Here is a 25597-nt window from a genome sequence, read left to right as displayed (position 1 = left end):
CACTCAACCACTGCGTCTTGCTCGACAATCCAAAAACAAGAAGAGGCTAGGACTTTTGTCCCAGCCTCTTCTATGATTGATAACGAATCACGTTATCTTACTTTCCAAGATAGTATTCTTTTACAACGTTCAATTTTTCGTCAAATTCGAATACCAATGGTGGGAAGTTAGGGATTTCCACATCCATGATTTCGTCATCTGACAATTGTTTGATGTGTTTAACAAGAGCACGGATTGAGTTACCGTGTGCTCCTACGAATACGTTTTTACCGTCTTTAAGAGCTGGAGCGATTTTATCTTCCCAGAATGGAAGGGCACGTTCCAAAGTAACTTTCAAGTTTTCAGCATCTGGAATTACTGAATCGTCAAGTGAAGCATAACGACGGTCAGTGTGTGCTGAGTGTTCATCATCACGGTCCATTGCAGGAGGCAATACATCGTATGAACGACGCCAGATGTGAACTTGTTCATCACCAAATTGTTCAGCAGCTTCTGCTTTGTTTTTACCAGTCAAACCACCGTAGTGACGTTCGTTCAAGCGCCATGATTTTTCAACTGGAACCCACAATTGGTCAGAAGCTTCAAGAGCCAAGTTAGTAGTTTTGATCGCACGTTTCAATACTGAAGTGTAAGCTTGGTCAAATTCGATACCAGCTTCTTTGATCAATTTACCAGCGTCGATCGCTTGTTGTGTACCTTTTTCAGACAAATCAACATCAGCCCAACCAGTGAAAAGGTTAGCTTTGTTCCATTCAGACTCACCGTGGCGAGCAAAAACCAATTTTACCATTAGATGGATCTCCTTTTTATTCTCCGAGGTTTCCCCCGTTTATCTATTTTATTCTACTAGATTTTCAGTAAAAAATCTAGTGGCGACCATAGAAAAGTGCAATTTCTCACAAAAAAGAGCCTGACGGCTCTGCTTTCTCTCACATTAATTTTTCTGACAGTCGGGGCAAATGCCATAGACGGTCATCTGAGTCTTGGTGATCTGGTAACCACTTTGACTGGCTACTTCTTCGCGAAGATCTGGGACTTCAATGTCCACATCTGCGATACGACCACATTTTTCACATACCACATTCAAATGGTCATGCCCCATGAAATCAAAATAGGTCGTGGTATCATTGCGAACCTTGATCTCAGAGACAACCCCCTCATCAATTAAAACCTTGATATTGTTGTAGACAGTTGCTAGACTCATGCTTGGAAACTGAGGCAATAAATCACGATAGATCTTCTCAGCGCTTGGATGTTCATGACTCGCCACTAAATAGGAAAGAACTGCTCTACGGGTATCAGTAATCCGAATACCCTTGGCACGCAAATTTTGCAAGACTTCTTCCACGCGCTCTTCTTCATGACGATGCAATGCGTTCACTATGATTTCCCCTTTCCAATATGATTAAACCGATTCGTTACCCTTATTATATCATGTTTCAAAATAAATCACTATTTAGAATGCTTTTAATTAAAAAAAATGTCCGGTGGACATTTTTTTCATGAGCCTGAAAACCGAAAAGCGAGTTTATGTCCAGGGGACATTGATTCACTAGCCTGAAATAGATTCATCTACTCTCAGCAGATCCAACTGGTCATCCAGCGCACGGTTCCTAGGATCATTTTGACCACGAGGATCATAAAGCAAAATTCCACAACGAACCACAGCCCTTTCAGTAGATACAAAATAGGTCGGATAAACAACAAGGCAAAGAGTCCTAAAATGAATCGCATGGTCTTTTCTCTCTTTCTTTTTTCCTATTATACCCTTATCCTATAGAGCTGTCCAACAAAAAAACCACCCTAGAAATCTAGTATGGCTTTTCAAAATGCAATTATTTAACTGCTTCTTTAAGAGCTTTACCAGCTTTGAATGCTGGAACTTTAGAAGCTGCGATTTTGATTTCTTTACCAGTTTGTGGGTTGCGACCTTTACGAGCTGCACGTTCACGAACTTCGAAGTTACCGAAACCGATCAATTGAACTTTTTCACCTTTTGAAAGGTATTCTGAAACTGCTGCGAATACAGCGTCAACAGCTGCTGCTGAATCTTTTTTAGTCAATTCTGTAGCTTCTGCCACTTTTGCGATCAAATCTTGTTTGTTAGCCATTTAACAAATCCTCCAAATTTTTTTAGGCTTTACGCCTTAACAGTACTATAATATCTAAAAAAAGCCTTTAGGTCAAGTACTAAACCTGTTTTTTCAAACATTTATTCAGCTTATTCGTAGCGCACCAAAACTGCAAATGCATTCTCACCTGTATGAGTTTGAATAATCGATCCAGTTTCGAGAACAGGGATTGCTTTTTCAACGAGAGATTGCAACTGAGCCTTCATTTCATTGGCCCATTCTGGTGTCCCTGCGTAAGAAATCCCGATCTCAGCCACCTTACTATGGGAAAGTTTCTCTACCAATTCATCCAACCATTTCTTAAAGGTCTTGTTTCCACGGCCCTTGACGATTGGTTCCAACTGATGGTCCTTCATTTCCATCACCACACGGATGTTAAGAAGCGAGCTCAAAAGTCCGGTAACACGGCCAATCCGACCACCTTTAACTAGATTTTCCAAGGTAGATACGCCGATATACAACTCTGTCTTTTCTTTGACTTCTTCAATACGAGCTAAAACGGTGTCTAGATCTGCTCCTTCTTTAGCCAACTTAGCTGCCTCAACCACTTGGAACTTCATAGCTTGGTCTGTAAAGCCACTATCAATCACGGTCACATCTGCCCCTGACAAGGTTGCCCCTTGGCGAGCCGCCTCTACGGTTCCTGACAAGGCATGAGACATATGAATTGAAACGATATGAGCTCCGTCTGCTGCTAGTTTTTCATAAATTTCCGCAAAGACTCCAACGGGTGGTTGGCTGGTCTTTGGAAGATTTTTGCTAGACTGCATTAAGCGCAAGAAGTCACCCTCACCCAACTCACTGTCGGAATAAAGGACTCCATCCACCATAACAGAAAGTGGCACAATGGTGATGCCATATTCTTCAACCACTTCAGGCTCAATTGTAATAGATGAGTCTGTAACTATTTTAATATTTGCCATATATTTCTATACTCTTCCTAAGAATGTTCTGCTTTCATTATATCAAAAAACACGGGGTTTTGCAGTGAAAGATATCCATTCCTGCTTCCTCAGTCGTCTGCGGCAGAAAAACCTGTATTATGAAGGACATGGTCATGGACAATGCCTTGATCATCCAAGAGCAATCCATGGAGGACTCCCCCATAGACAGCGCCCCCATCGACACCCATCTTCTGATCTGAAATCCAAAGATTTTCGGTGCCGACTGGCTCATTGAGCAGTCCATAGACTGGTGTATGGCCAAAGACGATCCATTTGCCTGTATGATTCTCCGCTTCATGGAATGGTTTTCGGATCCAGACTTTTTGGTAATCACTGGTTTCCCGCCAATTTTCAAGGGTTAGATCCACACCAGCGTGAACAAAATAATAGGTCTCTGTCTCGTAGTCAAAAGGCAAACTGCGGATGAAGGCCACCAAGTCAGGAACGGTGCTCTCCACTGCTTGCGCATCCGCAATACCATCCACAGGAGCATCGAGCGGCCGACCTAACAGAGAGTTAATGGTCGTATCTCCACCATTTCTTCGGTAGTGATCATAACGCTCTTCTGGATTGTCCAACCAGGCTAAAAACATGTACTCGTGATTCCCGGAAAGGCAAACAGCTCCGTGATGGTCTACGTAGTCCTTTACGATTTCAATTGATCGTTTGCTGTTTTCGCCTCGATCCATCAAATCCCCTAAAAAGACCAATTGAGCTTTTCCATCCCACTCTGTCATGAGCTCTTCTAGCATTTGTGCTTTTCCGTGAATATCTCCGACTACAAAGTATGTTGACATTGTTTCAAACCTTCTTTCTCTTAACGCTTGAGAAGTTGCTCTGCTTGTTGACGGGCAGCTTCCGTTAGATCCTCTCCTGCCAGCATCTTGGCAATTTCTTCGATTCGTTCTTCTCTATTGAGCAAACGCACAGTAGAGACAGTTGAGTGTTCATCACTGATTTTCTCAATATAGAATTGATAATCTGCTGCAGCGATGACTTGAGGCAGGTGAGAAATGGCAAGCACTTGGCCATTTTGACCAATCTTGTGAATTTTCGCTGCGATGGCTTGAGCCACGCGCCCAGAGACTCCTGTATCCACCTCGTCAAAGACAATACTGGTTTTTCCTTCTTTTCGAGAAAAAGCCGACTTAATGGCCAACATCAAGCGTGACAATTCTCCGCCGGATGCTACCTTGACAAGGGGTTTAAAGTCCTCACCTGGGTTGGTCGAAATGTAAAATTCGACAGCTTCATTTCCCTCACGATTAAACTTAGCCTTGCTAAAACGTACTTGAAAACGCGCCTTGTCCATGTAGAGATCTGCCAATTCTTGCTGGATTTCATTTTCCAAAGCTTGGGCCAAAACATGCCGCTGATCACTCAAGTCTTGAGCCAAGGTGACCAAACTCTTTTCTAGACGTTTGAGTTCTTTTTCCATGTCCTCAGACGAGAGGTCACTTCCGGTGAGGAGGCTATATTCTTTGGTGATTTGCGCCAGGTATTCCAAGACGTCCTTGACTTGGCCACCATACTTGCGCGTGATGGAGTGGATCAAATCTAAACGTGATTCCACCTGCATGAGGCGATTGCCATCAAACTCCAGACCATCTACTACATCTTCTAAGCGCTTGGTAATATCCTCAAGGGCATAGAAGGTTTCCGATAACTGGCTTGAGAGCTCTTTGTAGCTGGGATCATATTCTTCAATGCTTTCCAGATCATTCATGGCTGAGCGAACATTGGAGAGGCTCGAAAACTCTTCTGCATCCAGCATGGTATAGGCATTGGTTAAGGTATCTGCAATCATCTTGTGATTGAGCAGGCGTTGGCGTTCTTGCTCCAGACGCAGGTCCTCATCCACTTCCAAGGCAGCTGCCTCAATCTCTGCAATTTGAAACTCCAACATCTCGATACGAGCCTTGTTTTCCTGCTGGTTGCGCTGAAGTTCCACTACTTGTTTGCGCAGACGTTTGTAATCTTCAAAGGTTTGACGATAAGCGTCTTTGGTTTGGAAAAAGGCTGCATCCCCAAATTCATCCAGCATGGCGATATGCAATTGGGGCCGCATGAGTTCTTCCTGATCATGCTGGCCATGGATATCCACCAAATGTTGACCGACTGCCTTTAAGACAGATAAATTCACCATTTGACCATTGATCCGGCTGACACTTCGTCCATTTTGTAAGATCTCTCGGCGGATGATCAACTCATCGGTCCACTCTAGTCCTTGCTCTTCAAAGAGAGTCGTCAAGTGGCGATTGCTCTCAACAGCAAAGAGCCCTTCGATTTCCGCTTTTGGGGCTCCGTGTCGAATGACATCCGTCGTTGCACGGCTTCCCAGCATCATGTTCATAGCATCGATAATGATGGATTTCCCTGCACCTGTTTCCCCTGTCAGTACCGTCATTCCCTTTTCAAAATTTAAGGAAATCTCTTCGATAATGGCAAAGTTCTTAATCGAAATTTCTAATAGCATAGGCTCTTACCACCCAAAGATTGATTTGAGGATATTCTCTGCTTCTGGTGCGGAATAAGCAATCAACAAGATCGTATCATCATCTGCGACAATACTAAAGATATGATCTTTATAAATCTCCCGCAAACGACGTTTGACTAAGGGCGCTGTCCCTGGAACCATGGTGAAATTGACATATTCTCCCATGCGACGATGAGACAAGATATTGCTTTCAATCATCCCGATCCCTTGGTGGTGCTTACGTGGCAATTCATAGACATAGGTCATGTCTTTTAGAGGGCGTTTTACGATGCCCAATTCTTTGATATCTCGTGATACCGTCGCTTGGGTTGCTGAGATGCCTTCTTCTTTTAAATGTTCGACGATCTCTTCTTGCGTCCCCACTTCATGATCGCGAATGAAGCGGCGAATTTTTTCTAATCTAATATTCTTACTCTTCATGTTTAAATTCCTTGTGTGCCAGCTCCACAACAGCCTCCAGCTGCTCTGTAGTTGGCTTTGTTTTCTCTTCTTTTTTTTCTAGATACATCAAAAATTCGATGTTGCCATGGCCTCCTTGGATAGGGGAATAATCTACTCCCATTACCGCAAAGCCATGTGTCCCTGCAAAAGCAGCGACCTTTTCAAGAACGGCTAAATGAATCTTAGGATCCTTAATGATCCCATTTTTCCCGATCTGTTCGCGTCCTGCCTCAAACTGAGGTTTCACCAAGGCCACGACTTGTCCATTATCTGCCAAAATCCGGTGAAGGGCTGGCAGAATCAAGTCCAAGGAAATAAAGCTGACATCGATACTCGCAAAGCTCGGTGTCGCTTCAAAATCATCTGGCTCGGCATAGCGGAAATTGAACTGTTCCATCGAGACCACCCGAGGATCATTGCGCAATTTCCAGGCCAACTGATTGGTCCCGACATCCACCGAAAAGACCTGGCTGGCTCCGTTTTGCAGCATGACATCTGTAAAGCCACCTGTAGAAGCTCCAATATCAATCGCAATTTTATCCTCTACAGATAAACCAAATTGGTTCAGGGCTTTTTCTAATTTAAGACCGCCCCGGCTGACATATTTGAGCTTTTCACCCTTTAATTTCAACTCGGTTGCTTCATCAATTTTTTCACCCGGTTTATCGAAGCGCTCACCATTGATAACGGCAACGACAAGACCTGCCATCACCCCTCTTTTAGCTTGTTCGCGGGTATCAAATAGGCCTTGTTTATAGGCTAATACATCCACTCTTTCCTTAGCCATCTATTCGTAATCCTTCTATTAATTTCTTGATCGCTCGCGGATCAAAGTCGCAAGCAGCTGTAATCTGATCCAACAAGTCCTCGCAAGCGTCTAATTCACTTGTCAGCAAAGCTTTTGATTCTTCCAATCCCAACAGGGCTGGATAGGTCGATTTTTCAGCCACTAAGTCCTTTTGAGGGGTCTTCCCCAAAGCTTCAAAATCAGCGACCAGATCCAAAATATCATCCCGTACTTGAAAAGCCAGGCCTAATTTTTTCCCAATTTTTTCTAAGAGCTGAGCAATGTCTGCTTGCAACTCTAAAATCAAACCTGCTGCGATGAAAGGATAGGCAAGGAGGCGTCCTGTCTTATTGGCATGGATGGTCTGCAACTCTGCTAGCGTGAGCTGTTTGTGCTCCCCTTCCATGTCAAGGACTTGGCCAGCTACCATTCCACGACTACCGGAAGCATCTGACAATTCAAGAATCAAAGAGACCTTGACCGCATCAGGAAGGGCACTCGCAGCTATCATCCCAAAGGGATCGAGAAAAAGTGCATCCCCTGCTAAAATCGCCAGGTCTTCTCCGAATTTCTTATGATTGGTCAATTGTCCCCGACGGTAATCATCATTGTCCATGGCAGGCAGATCATCGTGAATAAGGCTTCCTGTGTGGATCATCTCCAAAGCCCCTGCCACTTGAAAATGAGCCTCTGTCAATTCCTGTCCAAAGGCCTCTAACAATTCTAGAAGGAGCAAGGGGCGCAGGCGTTTTCCACCTGCCTGGATCGAATAAAGGACCGAGTCCACTAAATGGGGGGCAACGGCTTTCTCCTCATAAAAAGAGCGAACCGCTTGCTCTACTCTATTTCGTTTTTCTTCTTGTCTCATGCTAGATCCGCTTCAGTACCATCTGCTTGCATGACCTTGACCAAGGTTTTCTCTGCTTGATCCAAGGTATCTTGCAATTCTTTTGACAACTTCATTCCTTTTTGGAATTCTGTAATGGCTTCTTCAAGAGCCACATCTCCACTCTCCAATTTTTGGACGATGGCTTCCAAATCTGCTAAATTTTCTTCAAATTTCTTTTCTTTCGACATGTTTTACCTCTACTTCTAACTGGCCATCTCTCATGATGAGTGACAGCGGGTCCCCTTCTTTTACTTTCGCAACCGAATCCAGGACCTGATCTCCTTCCTTGACCATGGCATAGCCACGCGCAATAATCCGACTGGTATCGAGCATCAAGAGGGCTTCTGATAAGCCTTGCACCTTGATCTTTCGCTCTTTTAGGACTTGTTCCATTCGGTTGGTTAAGATTCTTTTATCTTGGAGCAGGCGGTCCTGGTAGCGCTCGATGCGATGCAAAGGAGACATGGCTTCTAGGCGATGACGCAGACCTTGCAGCTGATTCGCCCCTTGTCCATAAGCATCGCGCATCCCTTGTTTTAATCGTAATTGCAACTGGTCAATCTTTTGCAGGTAGCCATCATAGAGTCTTTCAGGCTGTCTAAAAATAACCGATTGACTTAATTTGGCCAAGCGTTCACGATTATAGGCCAAACGATTGGACATGGCTGTTGCCATCCGATTCTCCTGCTTTTGTAAATGCGACAAGAGATCCAATTTGGTTACTGGAGTGGCTAATTCAGCAGCGGCTGTCGGAGTAGCGGCTCGTCTGTCTGCTACAAAATCGGCTAGAGTCGTATCTGTCTCATGTCCAACACTGGAGATAATCGGAATCCGCGATTCAAAGATGGCTCGCACCACCGGCTCTTCATTAAAGGCCCAGAGGTCTTCAATCGAACCACCCCCACGACCAATGATCAAGACATCTAGGTCCGTCCGAGCATTGGCCTTCTGGATATTGGCGACAATTTCTTGAGCCGCCCCCTCTCCTTGTACCTTGGTTGGAAAAAGGAGAATCTCCACGCCAGGAAAACGCCGAGTGACAGTCGTAATAATATCGCGAATCACGGCCCCACTTTGACTAGTGACCACCCCGATCTTTCTTGGGAATTGTGGTAGAGCTTGCTTCCACTGATCCTGAAAGAGCCCTTCTTCGGTCAACTTTTTCTTGAGTTGCTCAAATTGGATGGCTAAGGCCCCTACCCCATCTGGCTCCGCCTTTTCGATGACAATGGAATAACTCCCACTTGGCTCATAAAGTTGGATCCGACCAATGACATTGATTTTCATGCCTTCTTCTAGCTCAAAACCAAAGCTTCGATAAACCCCAGCCCAGACCGTCGCCTGAATAACCGCTTTTTCATCCTTTAATGAAAAATACTGGTGGTTGGGGCGTTTTCGGAAATTGGAGACCTGCCCTGTCAGATAAACCCTTTCCAAATAGGGATCCTTATCAAATTTTAATTTCAAATATTTGGTCAAACTTGATACGGATAAATAGTTGGACATAGGAACTCCTTTCTGCAGAATATGATCAAGTTTAATTATACCAAAAATCACCAAAAAAGGTTGGCAGACAAAGCGAAATCATGAATTTCCTTTCTCTACAAGCCTCATTTTATTCAAGAAACTTTCTACTGGTCTGTTTAACACCAGCTTCTTTATTTTTCACACTTCTCTAACCGTTCAATAAAGGAGCTAAGAAGCGCTTGGGGTTCACCTTCATTTGGATAGGCATAACTAATATAGAAGACTGTTTTTTCCTCTTCAACCAGCAGAATTTTGACAAGATTTGGATATTCTGGGAAGAGAGTCAGATCGGTCATGAGGCCTATTCCCAAATTTTCTTCGATGAACACAAATCCTATTTAGGATACAACAAAAAGACAAGTCACAAGACTTGTCTTTTTCTTCTTTAGGAGGCTATTGATTTTCTATTTTTGATAGGTTTTTACGACCCAATCGACCCCTTCATCTGCCGTGAGAGTATAGACGGGATTTTGACTCGTTTCATAAAAAGTCATCGAGAGAGTTTTGCCATCCACGAATACTTCGATGGAGTTGGTATCGCGAATGATCGAAAAATGATGATCTTTTTCAGCATCCAACTGAATCCATCTCGATTGAAATGCTGGATTTTCTTTTCCAGAAATGGGGTGCCCAAATTGGTCTCGACTTAAGCTAAAGCGTTTTTGAGAGGCATCATAAACCAATTGCAAGACACTATCAGGATCAGTTTCATCACCATATCCAAGGATAAAGGAGCGACCCGGTTTGGTATCTAGCTCAAACAAGGTTTGTTTCCCTTTCGCTGGGATCGTGATCTGATTGCCCTTAACAATGGTTTCTGACGCATGCTCTACAAGAAAGTGTTCGTTCACTGACTCAGGTAACTCCTGAACCAATCGTCCGTCTTTCAGAGACAATTTTCTTGGAAGAGTCATACTACCTGCCCACCCATGAGCTAAATCATGACTGGGGATAGACCGGTGCCACATTTGCATCCAGGCAACCATGTATCGTTCGCCATTTGGTCCTTGACAAGTTTGAGGGGCATAGAAATCCAAACCACCATCCATTTCATCATAGGAATCGACATGAAAGCGCCCTGTTTCCCAATTCATGTCACCGATAAAGGCAACCGTCGAATTTAAGTTCCAGTATTTTTCTTGCTGTCTTTCCATTTCAATGGGTGACAGGATCAAGACCCATTTGCCATCTAAAGGGAAGAAATCGGGACACTCCCACATAATCCCTTGCCCTTTTTCACCTTCTAAAAGAACTGATGTAAAGGCCCAATCTACTAGATTACTTGATGCAAATAGGAGAATTTGACCTCTATCATCTGGCGTCTTAGAAGCAACGACAGCGTAATAGCTTCCTTGGTATTCAAATACTTTAGGATCACGAAAATCTGCAATATCTGCGATCCCCTCAATATGTTGAGCATGGATCACTGGATTAGTAGGCAACTTTTCAAAGGTAATGCCATCTGTCGAAACCGCAAGACACTGCGTCTCTTCTCGCTTTTCCTCATCGTCTACATGACCCGTATACAGCAAATAAAGCTTGTCATCTTTCACAATAGCACTACCCGAGAAACAACCATCCTTGTCATAGCTTTCACTTGGTGCTAAAGCTACTGGCAATTCTTCCCAATGGAGGAGATCTTTTGATTTGGCATGCCCCCAATGCATGGGTCCCCAAACACTATCATAGGGATAGAATTGGTAAAACAAATGGTATTCCCCACGGAAATAAACAAAGCCATTTGGATCGTTCATCCAGCCGATTGGAGGGAGCAAATGAAATGCCCCTCTATATTGCTGGTCAACCTTCTCCCTGTTTTCATCGATATACTGATTTGCCTTCCGAATGCTTTCCTTCATCTTTTTTACCTATTTTCTATTTTCAGTGCTGGTAACCTGATCTTTGTCACTCCACTTTTTCATCCATTTTGGGATTTCTTGGCTAATGGTCGTCGGTAGAACCACATAAACCTCCTTGCTCAAGTCTTCTGCAATGGCTGAATGGAGGTAGGTCGCAACCACCACGCGCTCATAGAGACTGACCTGTGGGAATTGACCCGCAAATCCTGCGATCATCCCTGCCAAGGTATCCCCCATGCCCCCTGTTGCCTGATAGGGACCACCAACATCTAGCTGATAGCCCTCTTCTTGCCCACTTGCCCAAATGCGGGTGTGGGGTCCTTTTTCTACAATGACAGTCCCTTGTGGAAAACTTTGAACCGCTTTTCGGCTTTTGTCTTCTGTCTGGCTTTCTAGATCAAGCCCTGACAGTTTTTCCCATTCTTTTTGATGGGGGGTAAAGACCAACCGAGCCTCTGGCAATTCAAACTGAGAGGCTGCAAAAAGACTAATAGCTCCGCCATCTAATATCAAGACCTGCTGGCTAGAGATTTTTTCAAAAATCATGTGCAAGATTGCTTGGTTTTCTCTTGCTTCCTTTAAGCCTGGACCGACAAGAATCACGCTGGCTTTTTGGAGCTGCTCACAAAGGAGTTCGTGATCTGCCAAATCAAAGCCCATGGCTTCAGGAAGATGGCTATGAAGGGCTGTCAGATTATCAGGATCTGTTGCGACAGTAACCAGCCCCGCACCACTATGAACCGCAGCAAGCGCCGCCATAATAATAGCTCCTCCATAGGGGTAAGTCCCCCCAATCAAGAGCAGGCGACCAAAATCGCCCTTATAAGATCTTGCCTCTCGCTTCACAATGACACGCTGAATCTCATCTTTTTGAACTGTATTCATACCTTCCTCATTTCTAGCGAAAAAGGAGAAGCCACGACTCCCCCTCCTTCTTTTATTTTCCTCTGAATTCTGCAAAGACTTGCAAGATCTTAGCAGCCACAGCTTGTGGTTGATTTTGTTTGGCTACCAATTGATCATCCGCATAAGGCCGAAGGGCTGGAAAATCACCAATTTGAACTGCATAAAGAGCTTTTTCAAAGAGCTCGATATCATTTTGATCATTGCCAAAAGCCACGAAATTCTCTCCACAGAGTTCTTCTACGGTTGTCGCTTTATGCGTGTCTGCTGGATTGAGATAGATGCATTTTTCATGCGCATGATAGCGGATATGGGCCTTGTCTGTCTTTTCGATCCGCTCGATGATCTCATCCACGAGCTCCTCATGGCCACCCATATAGATCACGACCTTAATCGGATCTGTCAGCTCCTCTAATGAACGATACTGGGCTTTCTTGAGGGGATCTACATTAGCAACAAAAGGAATCTTTTCCAAAATCTGTCCGCTATAATCAAAGGTATCATCCACAAAAAATGGTAGATTGTAATGGCGACAAAAGCCAAGGACTTCCCGATACACGTCCTTGTCCAATTGTTCCTCATATACCAATTGTCCCTGGCGATAGGCCAATCCACCATTTAAACCAATCACGAGTTGCTGACTCAATGGGTCCCCTAAAAGACCCAAGCAGTCTCGGTAAGAACGTGCAGAAGCAAAGGCAACTTCATGGCCAAATTCTTCTGCTCTCAATAAGACCTGTTTGATTTCATCATCGATTGTGACACCATCGAATGACAGGGTTCCATCTAAATCAAATACAAACTTCATCTTGTTCACACTTTCATTTTTTTAAGGCACGAACAGCTGCTTCGTAGGTCTGCTCCATCAGCATGGTGACGGTCATAGGCCCAACCCCTCCTGGTACCGGAGTAATATGACTGGCCAAAGGGGCAACGGATTCAAAATCGACATCCCCACACAATTTGCCATTCTCATCGCGATTCATTCCGACGTCAATGACGACGGCACCTTCTTTCACGAAGTCTGCTGTTACAAATTTCGCACGACCGATCGCAACAACCAAGATATCTGCTCTTCTAGCAATTTTAGGTAGATGATGGGTCCGGGAATGGGTCAAGGTTACCGTCGCATTTTTAGCAAGGAGCAACTGCGCCATTGGTTTTCCAACGATATTGGAACGACCAATCACGACTGCTCGCTTCCCTTCTAGATCAATCCCGTACTCTTTGAACATCTCCATGATCCCAGCAGGCGTCGATGGCACCATGAGAGGATTTCCAGCCCATAAGCGTCCCATATTTAATGGATGAAAGCCATCCACATCTTTTGTCGGATCAATCGCTAAAAGTACTGCATCCGCATCGATATGCTTAGGCAGTGGCAACTGCACCAAAATCCCATGCCAAAGGGGATCTTGATTGTAGTGTTCGATCACTTCTAATAATTCAGCTTGGCTAATGCTTTCAGGAAGTCGTCTCACTTCACTCCGAAAGCCTGCCGCAATAGCAGAACGCTCTTTATTTCTTACATAGATTTTGCTAGCTGGATTATCTCCTACCACGATGACAACGAGGCCAGGCACAACTCCTGTCTCTTCTTTTAATCGTGCTGTTTTCTTCGCAATCTCACCCTGTAATTTTGTAGCGAGCGCCTTCCCATCAATGAGTGTCGTCATATCAATTCTCTTTCTAGTCAAGTAATGAAAATAGTCCTCTCTATTATAGCAGATTTCAACTCTCAAACCTAACTGTTCCTAATTAGAATTTCTTATAGACGAAAACTATAGCCAGATGGACAAAAAATGAGCTTGAGACCACCCCAAACTCATCCACACAGCTGCTTAGTAAAGCAATTCATAAATTTCCATTGCAATTAAATCAATGCTATCAAATGTATAGGTTTCACGCGCTTCAACATCACGAAGTGTAAAGGTTGAACCTTCTTCTTCATTGTGGTTGTAGGCTACTTCAGCGACAACAACACCGTCACGTTCAAAATTACGTTTCAAGTTTCCACCGTCTTTTGTCATCGTCTCCAAACGGTTAATAATCCGTACTAAATGTGATTCCATTTTATTTCTCCTCTTTACTTTCTACTCTCCTATTTTATCATAAAAGAGAAAGCTCTTCCAATAAAAATTCACATTTTTCCATTGATTTGCTCTTTCTTCAATCCTTAGCGACATTCCGTAGTAAATTCTTGCAAACTTCTAGAATACTGATATAATGAAACTATAAATCTTTGACTATTTTTGACCTTTTAAAAATAGGATCGTCTCTTGATGGAAAACCATCAAAAACCTACTGTGAGGTATGTATATGCTTTGTCAAAATTGTAAAATAAATGAATCAACCATCCATTTATATACAAATGTAAATGGACGTCAGCAGCAAGTAGACCTCTGTCAAAATTGCTATAAAATTATGAAAACAGACCCAAATAACAGCTTCTTGAAAGGCATGACCCAACGGAGCCAACTCACTGGAGATCCTTTTGAAGATTTCTTCAATAACCTTGGAAACTTCCAAAGTCCGCAAGAACCTCAAACCCCTCCAACTCAATCCGGAGGCAGTTATGGAGGTGGTGGCTACGGCCAAAACAATAACCGTGGTGGTGGTCAAGACCCTCGTCAAGCACGCCCTCAAAAGCCAAAAGGACTGTTAGAAGAGTTCGGCATCAATGTCACAGAAATTGCCCGCAAAGGGGATATTGACCCTGTCATCGGCCGTGATGAAGAAATTATCCGTGTCATCGAAATTCTCAACCGTCGAACCAAGAACAATCCGGTTCTGATCGGAGAACCTGGGGTCGGAAAAACTGCCGTTGTGGAAGGCTTGGCTCAAAAAATCGTCGATGGAGACGTTCCTCATAAATTGCAAGGAAAAGAAGTCATCCGCCTAGACGTCGTCAGCCTCGTTCAAGGCACAGGTATTCGTGGTCAATTCGAAGAACGCATGCAAAAATTAATGGATGAAATTCGTCAACGTGAAGATGTAATTCTTTTCATCGACGAAATCCATGAAATTGTTGGCGCAGGATCTGCTGGCGAAGGCAATATGGACGCTGGAAATATCCTCAAACCAGCCTTGGCGCGCGGTGAACTCCAATTGGTCGGTGCTACTACCCTCAATGAATACCGCATCATTGAAAAAGATGCGGCCTTGGAACGTCGGATGCAACCCGTTAAGGTCGATGAGCCAACGGTTGAAGAAACCATCACCATCCTCAAAGGCATCCAGAAAAAATACGAAGACTACCACCACGTCCACTATACAGACGGGGCCATCGAAGCGGCAGCTATTCTTTCAAACCGCTATATCCAAGATCGCTTCCTGCCAGACAAGGCCATTGATTTGTTGGATGAAGCGGGGTCTAAGATGAACCTGACCCTAAACTTTGTGGATCCAAAAGTGATCGACCAACGCTTGATTGAAGCGGAAAACCTCAAAGCCCAAGCAACACGTGAAGAAGACTTTGAAAAAGCAGCCTACTTCCGTGACCAAATCGCGAAATACAAGGAAATGCAAGGTCAACATGTCACCGATCAAGAGACCCCTGTCATCAGCGAAAAAACGATTGAACACATCGTTGAACAAAAGACCAATATTCCTGTTGGTGATTTGAAAGAAAAAGAACAGTCTCAATTGATCAATCTGGCTTCTGATTTGAAAGCTCATGTGATTGGTCAAGACGATGCAGTAGATAAAATCGCGAAAGCCATTCGACGCAATCGTGTCGGCCTAGGATCTCCTAACCGTCCGATCGGAAGCTTCCTCTTTGTCGGACCAACCGGTGTCGGAAAGACCGAATTGTCTAAACAATTGGCGATCGAGCTCTTTGGCTCTGCAGACAATATGATCCGCTTTGACATGAGCGAATACATGGAAAAACATAGCGTAGCGAAACTAGTCGGAGCTCCTCCAGGCTATGTTGGCTACGATGAAGCTGGACAACTAACGGAAAAGGTCCGTCGCAATCCTTACTCCCTCGTGTTATTGGATGAAGTGGAAAAAGCCCATCCAGATGTCATGCACATGTTCTTGCAAGTCTTGGATGATGGCCGTTTGACAGATGGTCAAGGCCGTACCGTCAGCTTTAAAGATACCATTATCATCATGACCTCTAATGCTGGAACCGGCAAGGCTGAGGCCAATGTTGGTTTTGGAGCTGCTCGAGAAGGACGCACCAACTCTGTACTTGGAGAACTCAGTAACTTCTTTAGCCCCGAATTCATGAACCGTTTTGATGGCATCATTGAATTCCAACCTCTATCAAAAGAAAACTTACTTCAAATCGTTACCCTCATGCTTGATGAAGTCAATCAACGTCTCGCACAAAATGAGATTCATCTGGACGTGACAGAGAAGGTGAAAGAAAAATTGGTCGATCTGGGATACGATCCAAAAATGGGGGCCCGCCCACTCCGTCGTACCATCCAAGACCATATCGAAGATGCTATTACCGATTATTACCTGGAACACCCAAGTGAAAAACAACTCAAAGCCGTCTTGACCAGCAATGGGAAAATCTCTATCAAGTCTGCTCACAAACCAGTTGAACAGACTTCAGAATCATAATCAGTAAATGTACATTCAGAGACTGGAAAATCCAGTCTCTTTCTTTTTTTCCTCCAGATTTTTGCTAAAAAATATGATATAATGATGAAAAAATAAGAAAAGAGAAAACCATGACCATTCCAAGTTTTGGTGAAAAGAAACAAGATGTTGCGTATGTGAACCGCTACGGTGTCTACGCTGTTATTTCCAATAAGGACCAGGATCAGATCATCCTCGTTCAAGCTCCTAATGGGGCTTGGTTCTTACCTGGCGGGGAAATCGAGGCGGGTGAAGATCACTTGCAAGCTCTGAAACGGGAACTAATCGAAGAATTAGGCTTTACCGCTATTTTAGGGCAATACTATGGCCAAGCAGACGAGTATTTTTATTCTAGCCACCGGGATACCTACTTCTACAATCCTGCCTATATTTATGAAGTCGTCGACTATACAGAAACTCAAAAACCACTGGAAGATTTTAACAATCTCTCTTGGTTTCCAGTAGAGGAAGCGATTGAAAAACTCAAACGTGGCAGCCATAAATGGGGCATTGAACAGTGGAAAATTGCCCATAAAAACTAAAGGACTTCTTTCACAAAATAAAAAAAAGTGCTATAATAAATGAAGATAGAGGTCAGGAGGAACTCATATGAAGCTCATTAATACCACCAATAGTCATGCTGCACTGGTCAAGAGCCAACTTGCCAGCACTGACGCCTTGCTTGTCGAGGTTTATTCCGCGGGCAATACTGATGTTGTTTTTACACAAGCCCCAACCCACTATGAATTATTGATCAGTAACAAACACCGTGCTATTCGTGAAACTGAAGTAGAATTAATTCGTGAGTTCTTTTTAAAACGTAAGATTGATCTTCAAAACATTGACCAATCCGCTATTAAAACCCTCTACTCCGATAAACTAATTGAAATTTCCTTTCCAATTACTAAGTAAGGCCAATTTGCCTTGCTTTTTTCTTTGGTATCTTTTTCCAAAAAAAACCTTTCACCTCGATTATGAGATGAAAGGATTCTTTATTTCTGAAAGACCATTTTTACGTGGGGGGTAGAAGCCAAGATAAAGAGCTCGCTCACCGTTTGAAAACCTAATTTTTCGTACAAGCCCACCACCTGTTCTTGAGCCTCAATTTCAATGGTCCGTCCAGGAAATCTCTGTTCACACAGGTCCAAAATTTGCTCTACCATAGCCTTTCCTAGTCCTTGACCACGGCTACCTTTGGAAACAGCCACTCTGCCAAAATGAATCATCAGTCCCGTTGCGAATATGCGAGCATAAGCATCCACACGTCCTTCCCTATTTTGATGAAAAAGATGGATAGATCGATAATCAACATCATCGAGATCATTGTAGATCCTAGTTTGTTCCACGACAAAGGTCTCTAATCGCAGTTGAACGATCTCGTAAAACTCTTTCAGTTCTAGTTCCTTAAATTCTTTCTGGTACCACATAACTTCCTCTTTTATTGAAAAGTCGCAAGGAGACTCTCTCCCTGCGATTTTTCACTTCTTATTATTTTGCTTCAAATCCTTCTGCGACTGCGTCCGCAAAGTTCTCTTCGACAATGCTTGCACAGTGATCACAGATGGTTGCGTGGTAGTGGCGTTCTGCAGTTGATGGATCGATACGACGGCAACGGTCACAAACTTCACCAGCTGCACGTTCAACAGTGAAGGCAACATCTTCGAAGGCCACTGCACCTTCTGGAGCTGAACCTTCTGCAATGGTCAACTCAGAAACAATCAAGAGTTGAGCGACATTGCTATCAACAGCTCCAAGAAGTGTTTTTACCACTTCACTTGGATAAACTGTCAAGTGAGCTTCTAGTGATTTACCAATCACTTTTTCATTACGTGCTTCTTCCAAGGCTTTTTGAGCTTGACCACGGAAGTCCATGAAGGCTGACCAAGTATCCAAGATTTCTTCTTGGTTGGCAAACGTTTCTGCTTCTGGCAATTCTGATAATTGAACAAAATCCTCTGCTTCAAACTCAAGGTATGACCAGATTTCTTCAGCAGTGTGAGGAAGAATTGGCGTCAAGAGTTTAGTGATTTTCACAAGGATGTCATAGAAGACTGTTTGCATTTGACGGCGCTCAAGTGATTTTGCTCCTTCGATGTAGACAACATCTTTGGCAAAATCAAGGTAGAAGGCTGACAGATCAACATTGATAAAGTTAACCAAAGCCTTATAAATCGTCAAGAATTCGAAGTTTTCATAAGCGTCACGAATCGTCTTAACAAGTTGGTTAAAGCGGATGGTCATGTACTTATCAACAGAACGAAGTTCTTCGTAAGCGACTACATCCTCAGCTGGGTTAAAGTCAGATGTGTTAGCAATCAAGAAACGAAGGGTATTACGGATCTTACGGTAAGTCTCAGAGACTTGGCTCAAGATATCCATAGAGATACGCACGTCATTGCTTGAGTCTACACTTGTTACCCAGAGACGCAAGATTTCCGCACCAAATTGCTTTTCAACATCGCTTGGAGCAATGGTATTCCCAAGAGATTTAGACATCTTCTCACCTTTACCATCCAAGGCGAAACCTTGTGACAAGATTTGTTTATAAGGCGCTACACCATGGTTCGCCACAGATGTGATGAGTGATGAGTTGAACCAACCACGGTATTGGTCTGAACCTTCTAGGTAAAGATCTGCTGGGTATTTGAGTTCTGGACGGTTCACTACAACCCCATTCCATGATGAACCTGAATCGAACCAGACGTCCATGATATCTGTTTCTTTTTTAAACTCACCATTAGGTGAACCTGGATGGGTAAATCCTTCTGGCAAGAGGTCTTTGGCATCACGTTGCCACCAAACAATTGATCCGTGCTCCTCAAAGAGTTGCGCTACATGTTCGATGGTTTCAGCTGTCATGATTGGTGTGCCATCTTCAGCGTAGAAGATTGGAAGTGGAACTCCCCATGCACGTTGACGAGAGATCACCCAGTCACCACGGTCACGAATCATGTTGTAAAGACGGACTTTCCCCCATTCTGAGTGGAATTTTACTTTTTCAATTTCATCCAATATTTCTTGGCGGAATTTTGATACAGAAGCAAACCATTGTGGCACGGCACGCCAGATGATTGGTTTTTTCGTACGCCAGTCAAATGGGTAGGAATGAGAGATTTCTTCTTGAGCAAGAAGCAAATCGCCAAGTTTCTCAATAACAGTTGGTACAACCTTGTCGTAGAACTGACCTGCAAAATCAGGACCAGCATTCTCCATCATAATACCGCGTTCGTTAACCGTAACGGCTACTTCGAGACCATTTGCAATCCCTACATTGTAGTCATCCTCACCAAAACCAGGAGCCGTATGGACGATACCGGTACCTGAATCAAGGGTTACATGCTCACCAAGGATCACCAATTCATCAACTTCCGTATCCCATGGGTGCTCTGTGATAATATTGTTCAATTCTTTCCCTTGGTAAGTCGCAAGGACTTCAACATTTTCCCAACCGAATTTTTCAGAAAGGCTTGACAAAAGCTCAGATGCTACGACATATTTACGATCAGATCCAGCAGGTTTCACTACGACATAATCAAACTCTGCACCAACCGTCAAACCTCGAGAAGCTGTAACAGTAAATGGAGTTGTTGTCCAGACAACGATGTAAGTATCTGTATCTAGAATACCTTGGCCATCTTTAACTTTGTTAGCATAGTAAAGAGAAGTTGATACCAAATCATGGTATTCAATCTCTGCTTCAGCAAGGGCTGATTCAGAAGACCAAGACCAGTAAACTGGTTTAGCTCCACGATAGATATAGCCTTTATTGGCCATTTCACCGAAGACACGAATTTGTGCTGCTTCATAGTCAGGCGTCAAGGTGACATAAGGATGATCCCAATCACCCGAAACACCTAAGCGTTTGAAGTCTTCACGTTGTTTATCTACTTGAGAAAGAGCATATTCACGGCAGAGTTTCAAGTACTCAACCAAGTCCATTTCTTTACGTTTCACGCCTTGTTTAGCCAAGACTTGCTCAATTGGCAAACCATGGGTATCCCAACCTGGGATATAAGGGGCATAAAAGCCTGACATAGACTTAGAACGAACAATGATATCTTTTGAAATCTTGTTCATGGCATGTCCTACGTGAATGTTTCCGTTGGCATACGGAGGGCCATCATGAAGTGTAAAATGTGGTTTTCCTTCATTCAATTCTTGACGGCGTTGATACAATTTTGCATCTTCCCATTCTTTTTGCCAAACTGGCTCTTTCGTTGGAAGGCCAGCCCGCATTGGAAAGGCTGTTTTCCCAAGATTCAATGTTTCTTTAAGTTTCATTGTGTCTCCTTATTGATTTAAAAAGCTATAAAAAAACACGAGCATCCTAAAAAGGACGATTGCTCGTGGTACCACCTTTGTTCGAGAAGTCGCAAGAGACTTTCTCCTCTCATCCCGTAACGAGGGAAACGTCCATTCTTACTCAATGGTTCAGAACGAATACTGTAAAAGGATCATCCATTAAGAGGGAGTGCAGATCTTCCACCATCATCTGCTCGCTAGACCTATCATTAATGGACCTGTTTTTACAAAATTATAAAATATTGACAGATTCACGATTTGCATCATCTTCAGGTTGAACAGTTTCTTCAACCGCAACAACTTCCTCATTTTCATGACGAGCGTGCTCTGCTTCTTCTAAAGCGGATTGAACTTTTTCATTCAAACCTTCAAACGCTTGTGTCGCACCCAATTCTAAGTTAGCTGCTTCAATGCGTTTTTGCAATTCTTCGATTTCAGCTGGAGAGAATTGACGAGTCAAATCAATGTTATCATCTTCTGCATGATGATGGTGAACTGATTCACCCAAAGCTTTCTCCACAATTTCACGGAAAGCTTCATCACTTGTTTGAATGTACATAGCTGTTGGACGAAGAATTTCATCCCATTCAGGTGTATCGATAATGCTCAATTGGCTTTCGATTGTTGATTTCAAACGTTGATGGAAGACGCGTGTCTTGTTCTTCAATTCCTCTGTTTCAACGGCAACCTTCTTGGCATTATCCGTTGCATGACGAAGGATTTCATTTGCTTTTTGTTTCGCTTCATCCACTAGGTGCTGTGCATCTTGTTCAGCTTGACGAACAATATTTTCAGAACGTTCGTTAGCTGCTTGTTTGACACGTTCAGCAGTATCTTGTGCAATCAAAACAGATTGACTCAATGAATCTTTCATTTCATCAAAATAGTTTAAGCGTTCTTCAAGAGCTTGAATTTTTGCTTCTTGATCATGATTTAAACGAACAAGATCTTCATAATCGCGAACAACGATATCTAGAAATTCTTCTACTTCGTTCGCATCATACCCTCTAAATTTAACGCCAAAAGTTTTATCTTTAATTTCTAAAGCAGTAAGAGCCATAACTCCTCCTCATTTTTTACTTAAGAGTACTTCAACAGTTACTTTATATTTTCCACTCTTTGAAATACCATTTTCAGAAACAATTTTAAGACGCCCAAAGCGTCGGACACTGACTAAATCATTCAGACCTACAGCATAGCTAACATTGGAAGTAGTCGCATAGTTAACTTTCACTAGACCAGAACTAATCAACTGACTAGCTTGTGAGCGCGAAAGCTTGAAGGTCCCAGCAATCACCTTATCTAACCGATAACTCGACACGAGAATATCTCGCTGCTGGCTTTCTTCCTCTATGATCATTTGTTCAGAGAGAGGAACTTCCCTCAGCTTAACAGGTACCCGAGAAATTTTCTGGATGTGATCCATGAAATAGTGAACAAAACGCTGTTCAACAAATACTTGGATCTTTCCATCACTTGTCAGAATATCTCCAAAGGACTTGCGCTCCACACCTAATTGGTGAACAATGGTCCCCAGTACCTGGGAATGGGTCAAGTGATGAAATTTTGAAGCATAGACCATTTCCAATAAGGCCAGATCAAAGTCACTTGGATCTAATTGGTAATAATCTGGAGCAACAATAACCTTGGCATACTCCATTTTCAGCTCATCACTGGAAGCAAAGACCTGTAATTGGTAGCTTGCCGCGACATTTCGTAAAATAGTGACCTGATGAGGGTTTAAAAAACCCGTCACCTCAACAGAATAGCGTTCCACCACTCTTTCAGACAATTCAATACAACGATCAATGAATTCGTGATCTTCGCGATTGAAATGTTGGTAAATCTCTGTCTGTCCCATCGTATTCTATCCAATCAAAAGTAGGAACAAGCGGGCTAACAACTGATTCATCAAGTTCAAGACCAAAAGTGCTACCAGAACTGTAAAATCCAAGCCCCCAAACTGCAATGGTAACTTTCTAAAAAGGCTCAAAAATGGTTCAACTAGGCGGTGAACCATTTGTCCAAGAGTACTCTGAGGTGCCCCAGGGAACCAAGATAGTAAGGCATAGATGACAAGAATGATGGAATAGATTTGAATGATATTTGATAAGTATTGAAAGATAACCATCTTAACGATTACGTTTCATATCATAGTCAAATTCTGTCACTTCCACATCATTTGGAAGGCGGATATCTTCAATGTTAACAACTACATTAATTGGAGTCAACAAGTACATGGTACTTGCAACACGACGAAGATTTCCTGCTAAAACATAACGAGCCCCATCCAAATAATCTAAACAACGACGTGCTTGTACTTCTGTCATATATTGGAAGTCAATCAAGATACTCTCATTAGATAGTAATAGATCAACAATTTCAGTCGCTTCCTCGTATTTGCGGGGATAGCGTACATCAATGGTAATCTTTTCATCTGTATTCGCACGATTAGCAGCCAATTCACGTTGACGTTCATGCAAGCGAGTAATATTTTCAGATGTATTTTTCGTTGTTGAAACAGGTTCCTTCACTGCCGCTGTAGACACTGGAGTCGTAACAGGTGCGACAGGAGTCGGTTTTGGTTTTACTGGTTCTCTTTGACTAATCTGTGGACGTGGAGAAGTCACTTGAGGAGTCGGCTGTGGCTGTGGAACTGGTTGTGTTTCCGCCCCAGCTGCTTTTGCCTCGCGAACTTCTACTTCTTCACCGTCTTCTGTGAAGTAGTCAATAAAGTTGTTAAATTTATCTTTTAATGACATAGTTCTTTCCTATTTAAAAAATGATGTCCCAATTCTAACATAAGTCGCTCCGTTCGCAATGGCTACTTCAAAGTCACGACTCATACCCATACTTAGTTCTGAAAAAGGCATATTTTTTAATTGTTTCTTTTCTAGTTGTTTCTGAAGTTGGTGAGTTTTTGAAAAAATATCCTGCAACTCTTCTTGACTAGCCTCAAAAGGAGCCATCGTCATTAAACCAACAATTTCAATTTTGTCCAGCTGTGCGATTTCCGCTAAAACATCACCCAGTTCATCGGGTGCAAATCCATGCTTACTTTCTTCACCAGAAATGTTCACTTGGAGGAAACACTTGATCGGGTGTTCTGCTCGCTTTTGAATTTCTTGAGCCAGTTTCACCGAATCCAAGGCATGAAAGTAATCGACGAGATTAATCACGTCTTTTACTTTCCGCCGTTGGAGGCTCCCAATCAAGTGCCAAGTGAGATCATACCCTTTTAGAGCTTGATACTTTTCTAGGAATTTATCGACACGATTTTCACCGATATGTTGGATACCTGTTTTCACCATTGCTTCTGTTGTAACAACATCCACATACTTGGTGACAGCTATCACATTAACTTGATCTTGGCGGTTAGCTTTGTTTCTTGCTGTTTCTACTTGTTGCCGAACAAGATCAGCATTCTCTACCAGATTCATGATTAACGATTCCGGAAGAATGGTGGTGTTTCCAATTCATCATCATCTGAAGATGAATCTACGTAACGATCAACTTGATGTGTTGATGTTGGTTCAGTTTGGCGAACGATATTCTCACGACGAATATCCCAATCACCAAAGGCTGAGCCACGGTTTGGTTCTACCGCTGGACGACTTGGAGTTGTTGGCAATTCAACATCTTGTTTCAAATCAAATTCACGGTCAAATGGTGCAGCTTGTGGGCGTTGTTCACGTGGTCCTGTTTTATAAGGACGTTGTGAGGAAGCAATTCCGCTAACGCGTTCTACCTTGTCTTGACGGACACCAGTTGCAACAACCGTCACGCGGATTTCATCTTTAAGAGATTCATCAATAGATGTACCCAACCAGATGTTCACTCCGTGACCTGCAGCTTGGTTCACAATTTCTGAAGCTTCTTCAGCTTCGATCAATGTCATATCCAAACCACCTGTTACGTTGACGATCACGTCTTCTGCACCATCAATTGTAGTTTCAAGAAGTGGAGAGTAAATGGCTTTACGAGCCGCTTCGATAACGCGTTCTTCACCGCTACCAACACCAATACCCATGAGGGCATTTCCTTTGTTTTCCATAACAGTCTTCACGTCTGCAAAGTCAAGGTTGATCAATCCAGGACTTGTGATCAAGTCAGTGATCCCTTGAACACCTTGACGAAGAACGTTATCTGCTTCACTCAAAGCTTCAAGAAGCGGTGTCTTCTTGTCTACAATTTCAAGCAAGTTGTTATTAGAAATAATCAACAATGTATCTACATGTTCGCGAAGTTCGTTGATCCCATCAATAGCGAAGTTACCACGTTTTGACCCCTCAAACCCGAATGGACGAGTGACAACCGCTACTGTCAAAGCACCTACAGCTTTGGCAATACGAGCGATGACTGGTGCAGCACCTGTACCAGATCCTCCACCCATCCCTGCAGTGATGAAGACCATGTCTGCACCTTGCAAAGCTTCTGTTAACACTTCTTCGCTTTCTTCAGCTGCCTTACGACCAACTTCAGGTTGACCTCCAGCACCCAATCCACGAGTCAATTTTGGACCCAATTGGATAACTGTTTCAGCTTTTGCACTTGAAAGTGCTTGAACATCTGTATTAGCTGCGATGAATTCTACACCGGCAACGCCTTCGTCAATCATACGATTGATGGCGTTACCGCCACCGCCACCGACACCGATTACTTTAATTACTGCACCTTGTGCCGCTGCTGTGTCAAATGAAAATGTCATAAATACTTACAC

General features: G+C 43.2%; 28 protein-coding genes. 3 read left to right on the top strand and 25 right to left on the bottom strand.

All coding sequences use genetic code 11. The features are described 5' to 3' along the window. Positions 1-97: 97 nt before the first annotated feature. The 17 genes from TZ97_RS01880 to TZ97_RS01805 form a co-directional block, all read right to left on the bottom strand. Positions 98-790, bottom strand: a complete 693-nt coding sequence (locus TZ97_RS01880; RefSeq protein ID WP_003012031.1) for a phosphoglycerate mutase — start codon at positions 788-790, stop codon at positions 98-100. A gap of 144 nt (positions 791-934) precedes the next feature. Beyond that, entirely contained in the window at positions 935-1381 is a 447-nt protein-coding gene (locus tag TZ97_RS01875; RefSeq protein ID WP_080934814.1) for a Fur family transcriptional regulator, read from the bottom strand. A 454-nt stretch (positions 1382-1835) separates the two neighbouring features. Next, a complete protein-coding gene (locus TZ97_RS01870; protein ID WP_003006038.1) occupies positions 1836-2111 on the bottom strand; it encodes an HU family DNA-binding protein in 276 nt (91 codons plus the stop codon). A gap of 110 nt (positions 2112-2221) precedes the next feature. Beyond that, entirely contained in the window at positions 2222-3055 is an 834-nt protein-coding gene (locus tag TZ97_RS01865) for a DegV family protein (protein WP_045759182.1), read from the bottom strand. An 89-nt stretch (positions 3056-3144) separates the two neighbouring features. Beyond that, the gene (locus TZ97_RS01860; RefSeq protein WP_045759181.1) at positions 3145-3873 is read right to left on the bottom strand and encodes a metallophosphoesterase; all 729 of its coding nucleotides are present in this window, start codon (positions 3871-3873) and stop codon (positions 3145-3147) included. A 20-nt stretch (positions 3874-3893) separates the two neighbouring features. Then, positions 3894-5552: a DNA repair protein RecN gene (recN, locus tag TZ97_RS01855; RefSeq protein WP_045759180.1), complete on the bottom strand. Its 1659-nt coding sequence runs from the start codon at positions 5550-5552 to the stop codon at positions 3894-3896. A 6-nt stretch (positions 5553-5558) separates the two neighbouring features. After that, positions 5559-5993: an arginine repressor gene (locus TZ97_RS01850; protein WP_003012247.1), complete on the bottom strand. Its 435-nt coding sequence runs from the start codon at positions 5991-5993 to the stop codon at positions 5559-5561. Next, positions 5983-6801, bottom strand: a complete 819-nt coding sequence (locus tag TZ97_RS01845) for a TlyA family RNA methyltransferase (protein ID WP_045759179.1) — start codon at positions 6799-6801, stop codon at positions 5983-5985. Before TZ97_RS01845 ends, TZ97_RS01850 begins: the two co-directional genes overlap by 11 nt. After that, the gene (locus tag TZ97_RS01840; RefSeq protein WP_045759178.1) at positions 6794-7669 is read right to left on the bottom strand and encodes a polyprenyl synthetase family protein; all 876 of its coding nucleotides are present in this window, start codon (positions 7667-7669) and stop codon (positions 6794-6796) included. Before TZ97_RS01840 ends, TZ97_RS01845 begins: the two co-directional genes overlap by 8 nt. After that, positions 7666-7878, bottom strand: coding sequence for an exodeoxyribonuclease VII small subunit (locus TZ97_RS01835; RefSeq protein ID WP_003006013.1), 213 nt, complete (start codon positions 7876-7878; stop codon positions 7666-7668). The genes TZ97_RS01840 and TZ97_RS01835 overlap by 4 nt, the downstream gene beginning before the upstream one ends. Beyond that, positions 7856-9196 carry an exodeoxyribonuclease VII large subunit gene (xseA, locus tag TZ97_RS01830; protein WP_045759177.1) on the bottom strand — a complete coding sequence of 447 codons (1341 nt, stop codon included), beginning with the start codon at positions 9194-9196 and terminating at the stop codon, positions 7856-7858. Before xseA ends, TZ97_RS01835 begins: the two co-directional genes overlap by 23 nt. A 152-nt stretch (positions 9197-9348) precedes the next feature. After that, a complete protein-coding gene (locus tag TZ97_RS10125) occupies positions 9349-9513 on the bottom strand; it encodes a type 2 periplasmic-binding domain-containing protein (protein ID WP_080934811.1) in 165 nt (54 codons plus the stop codon). Between the two features lie 108 nt (positions 9514-9621). Beyond that, a complete protein-coding gene (locus TZ97_RS01825; protein WP_045759176.1) occupies positions 9622-11076 on the bottom strand; it encodes a glycoside hydrolase family 32 protein in 1455 nt (484 codons plus the stop codon). Positions 11077-11085: 9 nt separating this feature from the next. Beyond that, positions 11086-11961 (bottom strand): NAD(P)H-hydrate dehydratase, encoded by an 876-nt coding sequence (locus tag TZ97_RS01820; protein WP_045759175.1) that lies wholly within the window; start codon positions 11959-11961, stop codon positions 11086-11088. 52 nt (positions 11962-12013) lie between these two features. Beyond that, positions 12014-12787 carry an HAD-IIB family hydrolase gene (locus TZ97_RS01815; RefSeq protein WP_045759174.1) on the bottom strand — a complete coding sequence of 258 codons (774 nt, stop codon included), beginning with the start codon at positions 12785-12787 and terminating at the stop codon, positions 12014-12016. Positions 12788-12800: 13 nt separating this feature from the next. Then, positions 12801-13655 carry a bifunctional methylenetetrahydrofolate dehydrogenase/methenyltetrahydrofolate cyclohydrolase gene (locus tag TZ97_RS01810; protein ID WP_037599252.1) on the bottom strand — a complete coding sequence of 285 codons (855 nt, stop codon included), beginning with the start codon at positions 13653-13655 and terminating at the stop codon, positions 12801-12803. A gap of 165 nt (positions 13656-13820) precedes the next feature. Then, positions 13821-14051: a DUF1797 family protein gene (locus tag TZ97_RS01805; protein ID WP_003005989.1), complete on the bottom strand. Its 231-nt coding sequence runs from the start codon at positions 14049-14051 to the stop codon at positions 13821-13823. A 247-nt stretch (positions 14052-14298) separates the two neighbouring features. Between TZ97_RS01805 and TZ97_RS01800 the strand changes: the two genes are divergently transcribed. The 3 genes from TZ97_RS01800 to TZ97_RS01790 all read left to right on the top strand — a co-directional run bounded on the left by TZ97_RS01800 (position 14299) and on the right by TZ97_RS01790 (position 17487). Further along, the gene (locus TZ97_RS01800; protein WP_045759173.1) at positions 14299-16557 is read left to right on the top strand and encodes an ATP-dependent Clp protease ATP-binding subunit; all 2259 of its coding nucleotides are present in this window, start codon (positions 14299-14301) and stop codon (positions 16555-16557) included. Positions 16558-16667: 110 nt separating this feature from the next. Next, positions 16668-17117, top strand: coding sequence for an NUDIX hydrolase (locus TZ97_RS01795; protein ID WP_045759172.1), 450 nt, complete (start codon positions 16668-16670; stop codon positions 17115-17117). Positions 17118-17184: 67 nt separating this feature from the next. Continuing rightward, positions 17185-17487 carry a DUF1827 family protein gene (locus tag TZ97_RS01790; RefSeq protein WP_021152773.1) on the top strand — a complete coding sequence of 101 codons (303 nt, stop codon included), beginning with the start codon at positions 17185-17187 and terminating at the stop codon, positions 17485-17487. An 80-nt stretch (positions 17488-17567) separates the two neighbouring features. Here the strand turns inward: TZ97_RS01790 and TZ97_RS01785 are convergent, their stop codons facing one another. From TZ97_RS01785 to ftsZ, 8 genes are all read right to left on the bottom strand, one after another. Next, positions 17568-18002: a GNAT family N-acetyltransferase gene (locus tag TZ97_RS01785; protein WP_045759171.1), complete on the bottom strand. Its 435-nt coding sequence runs from the start codon at positions 18000-18002 to the stop codon at positions 17568-17570. A 61-nt stretch (positions 18003-18063) separates the two neighbouring features. Then, entirely contained in the window at positions 18064-20856 is a 2793-nt protein-coding gene (gene ileS / locus TZ97_RS01780; RefSeq protein ID WP_045759170.1) for an isoleucine--tRNA ligase, read from the bottom strand. 253 nt (positions 20857-21109) lie between these two features. After that, positions 21110-21937, bottom strand: coding sequence for a DivIVA domain-containing protein (locus TZ97_RS01775; RefSeq protein ID WP_003005971.1), 828 nt, complete (start codon positions 21935-21937; stop codon positions 21110-21112). A 9-nt stretch (positions 21938-21946) separates the two neighbouring features. Then, positions 21947-22738 carry a YlmH family RNA-binding protein gene (locus TZ97_RS01770; RefSeq protein WP_045759169.1) on the bottom strand — a complete coding sequence of 264 codons (792 nt, stop codon included), beginning with the start codon at positions 22736-22738 and terminating at the stop codon, positions 21947-21949. A 6-nt stretch (positions 22739-22744) separates the two neighbouring features. Continuing rightward, complete coding sequence (locus TZ97_RS01765) at positions 22745-23008, bottom strand: YggT family protein (protein WP_003011858.1); 264 nt, start codon at positions 23006-23008, stop codon at positions 22745-22747. Position 23009: 1 nt separating this feature from the next. Then, a complete protein-coding gene (locus tag TZ97_RS01760; RefSeq protein ID WP_003005962.1) occupies positions 23010-23639 on the bottom strand; it encodes a cell division protein SepF in 630 nt (209 codons plus the stop codon). A 9-nt stretch (positions 23640-23648) separates the two neighbouring features. Beyond that, entirely contained in the window at positions 23649-24317 is a 669-nt protein-coding gene (locus TZ97_RS01755; RefSeq protein ID WP_045759168.1) for a YggS family pyridoxal phosphate-dependent enzyme, read from the bottom strand. Positions 24318-24319: 2 nt separating this feature from the next. Next, on the bottom strand, positions 24320-25585 hold the full coding sequence (gene ftsZ, locus TZ97_RS01750) for a cell division protein FtsZ (protein WP_045759167.1): 1266 nt from the start codon (positions 25583-25585) through the stop codon (positions 24320-24322). Positions 25586-25597 lie beyond the last annotated feature (12 nt).

Origin of the sequence: Streptococcus parasanguinis (assembly GCF_000963275.1) — a bacterium.
In the GTDB taxonomy this organism is placed as follows: Bacteria; Bacillota; Bacilli; order Lactobacillales; family Streptococcaceae; genus Streptococcus; species Streptococcus parasanguinis_B.
This window is presented reverse-complemented; position numbering and strand designations above follow the sequence as displayed.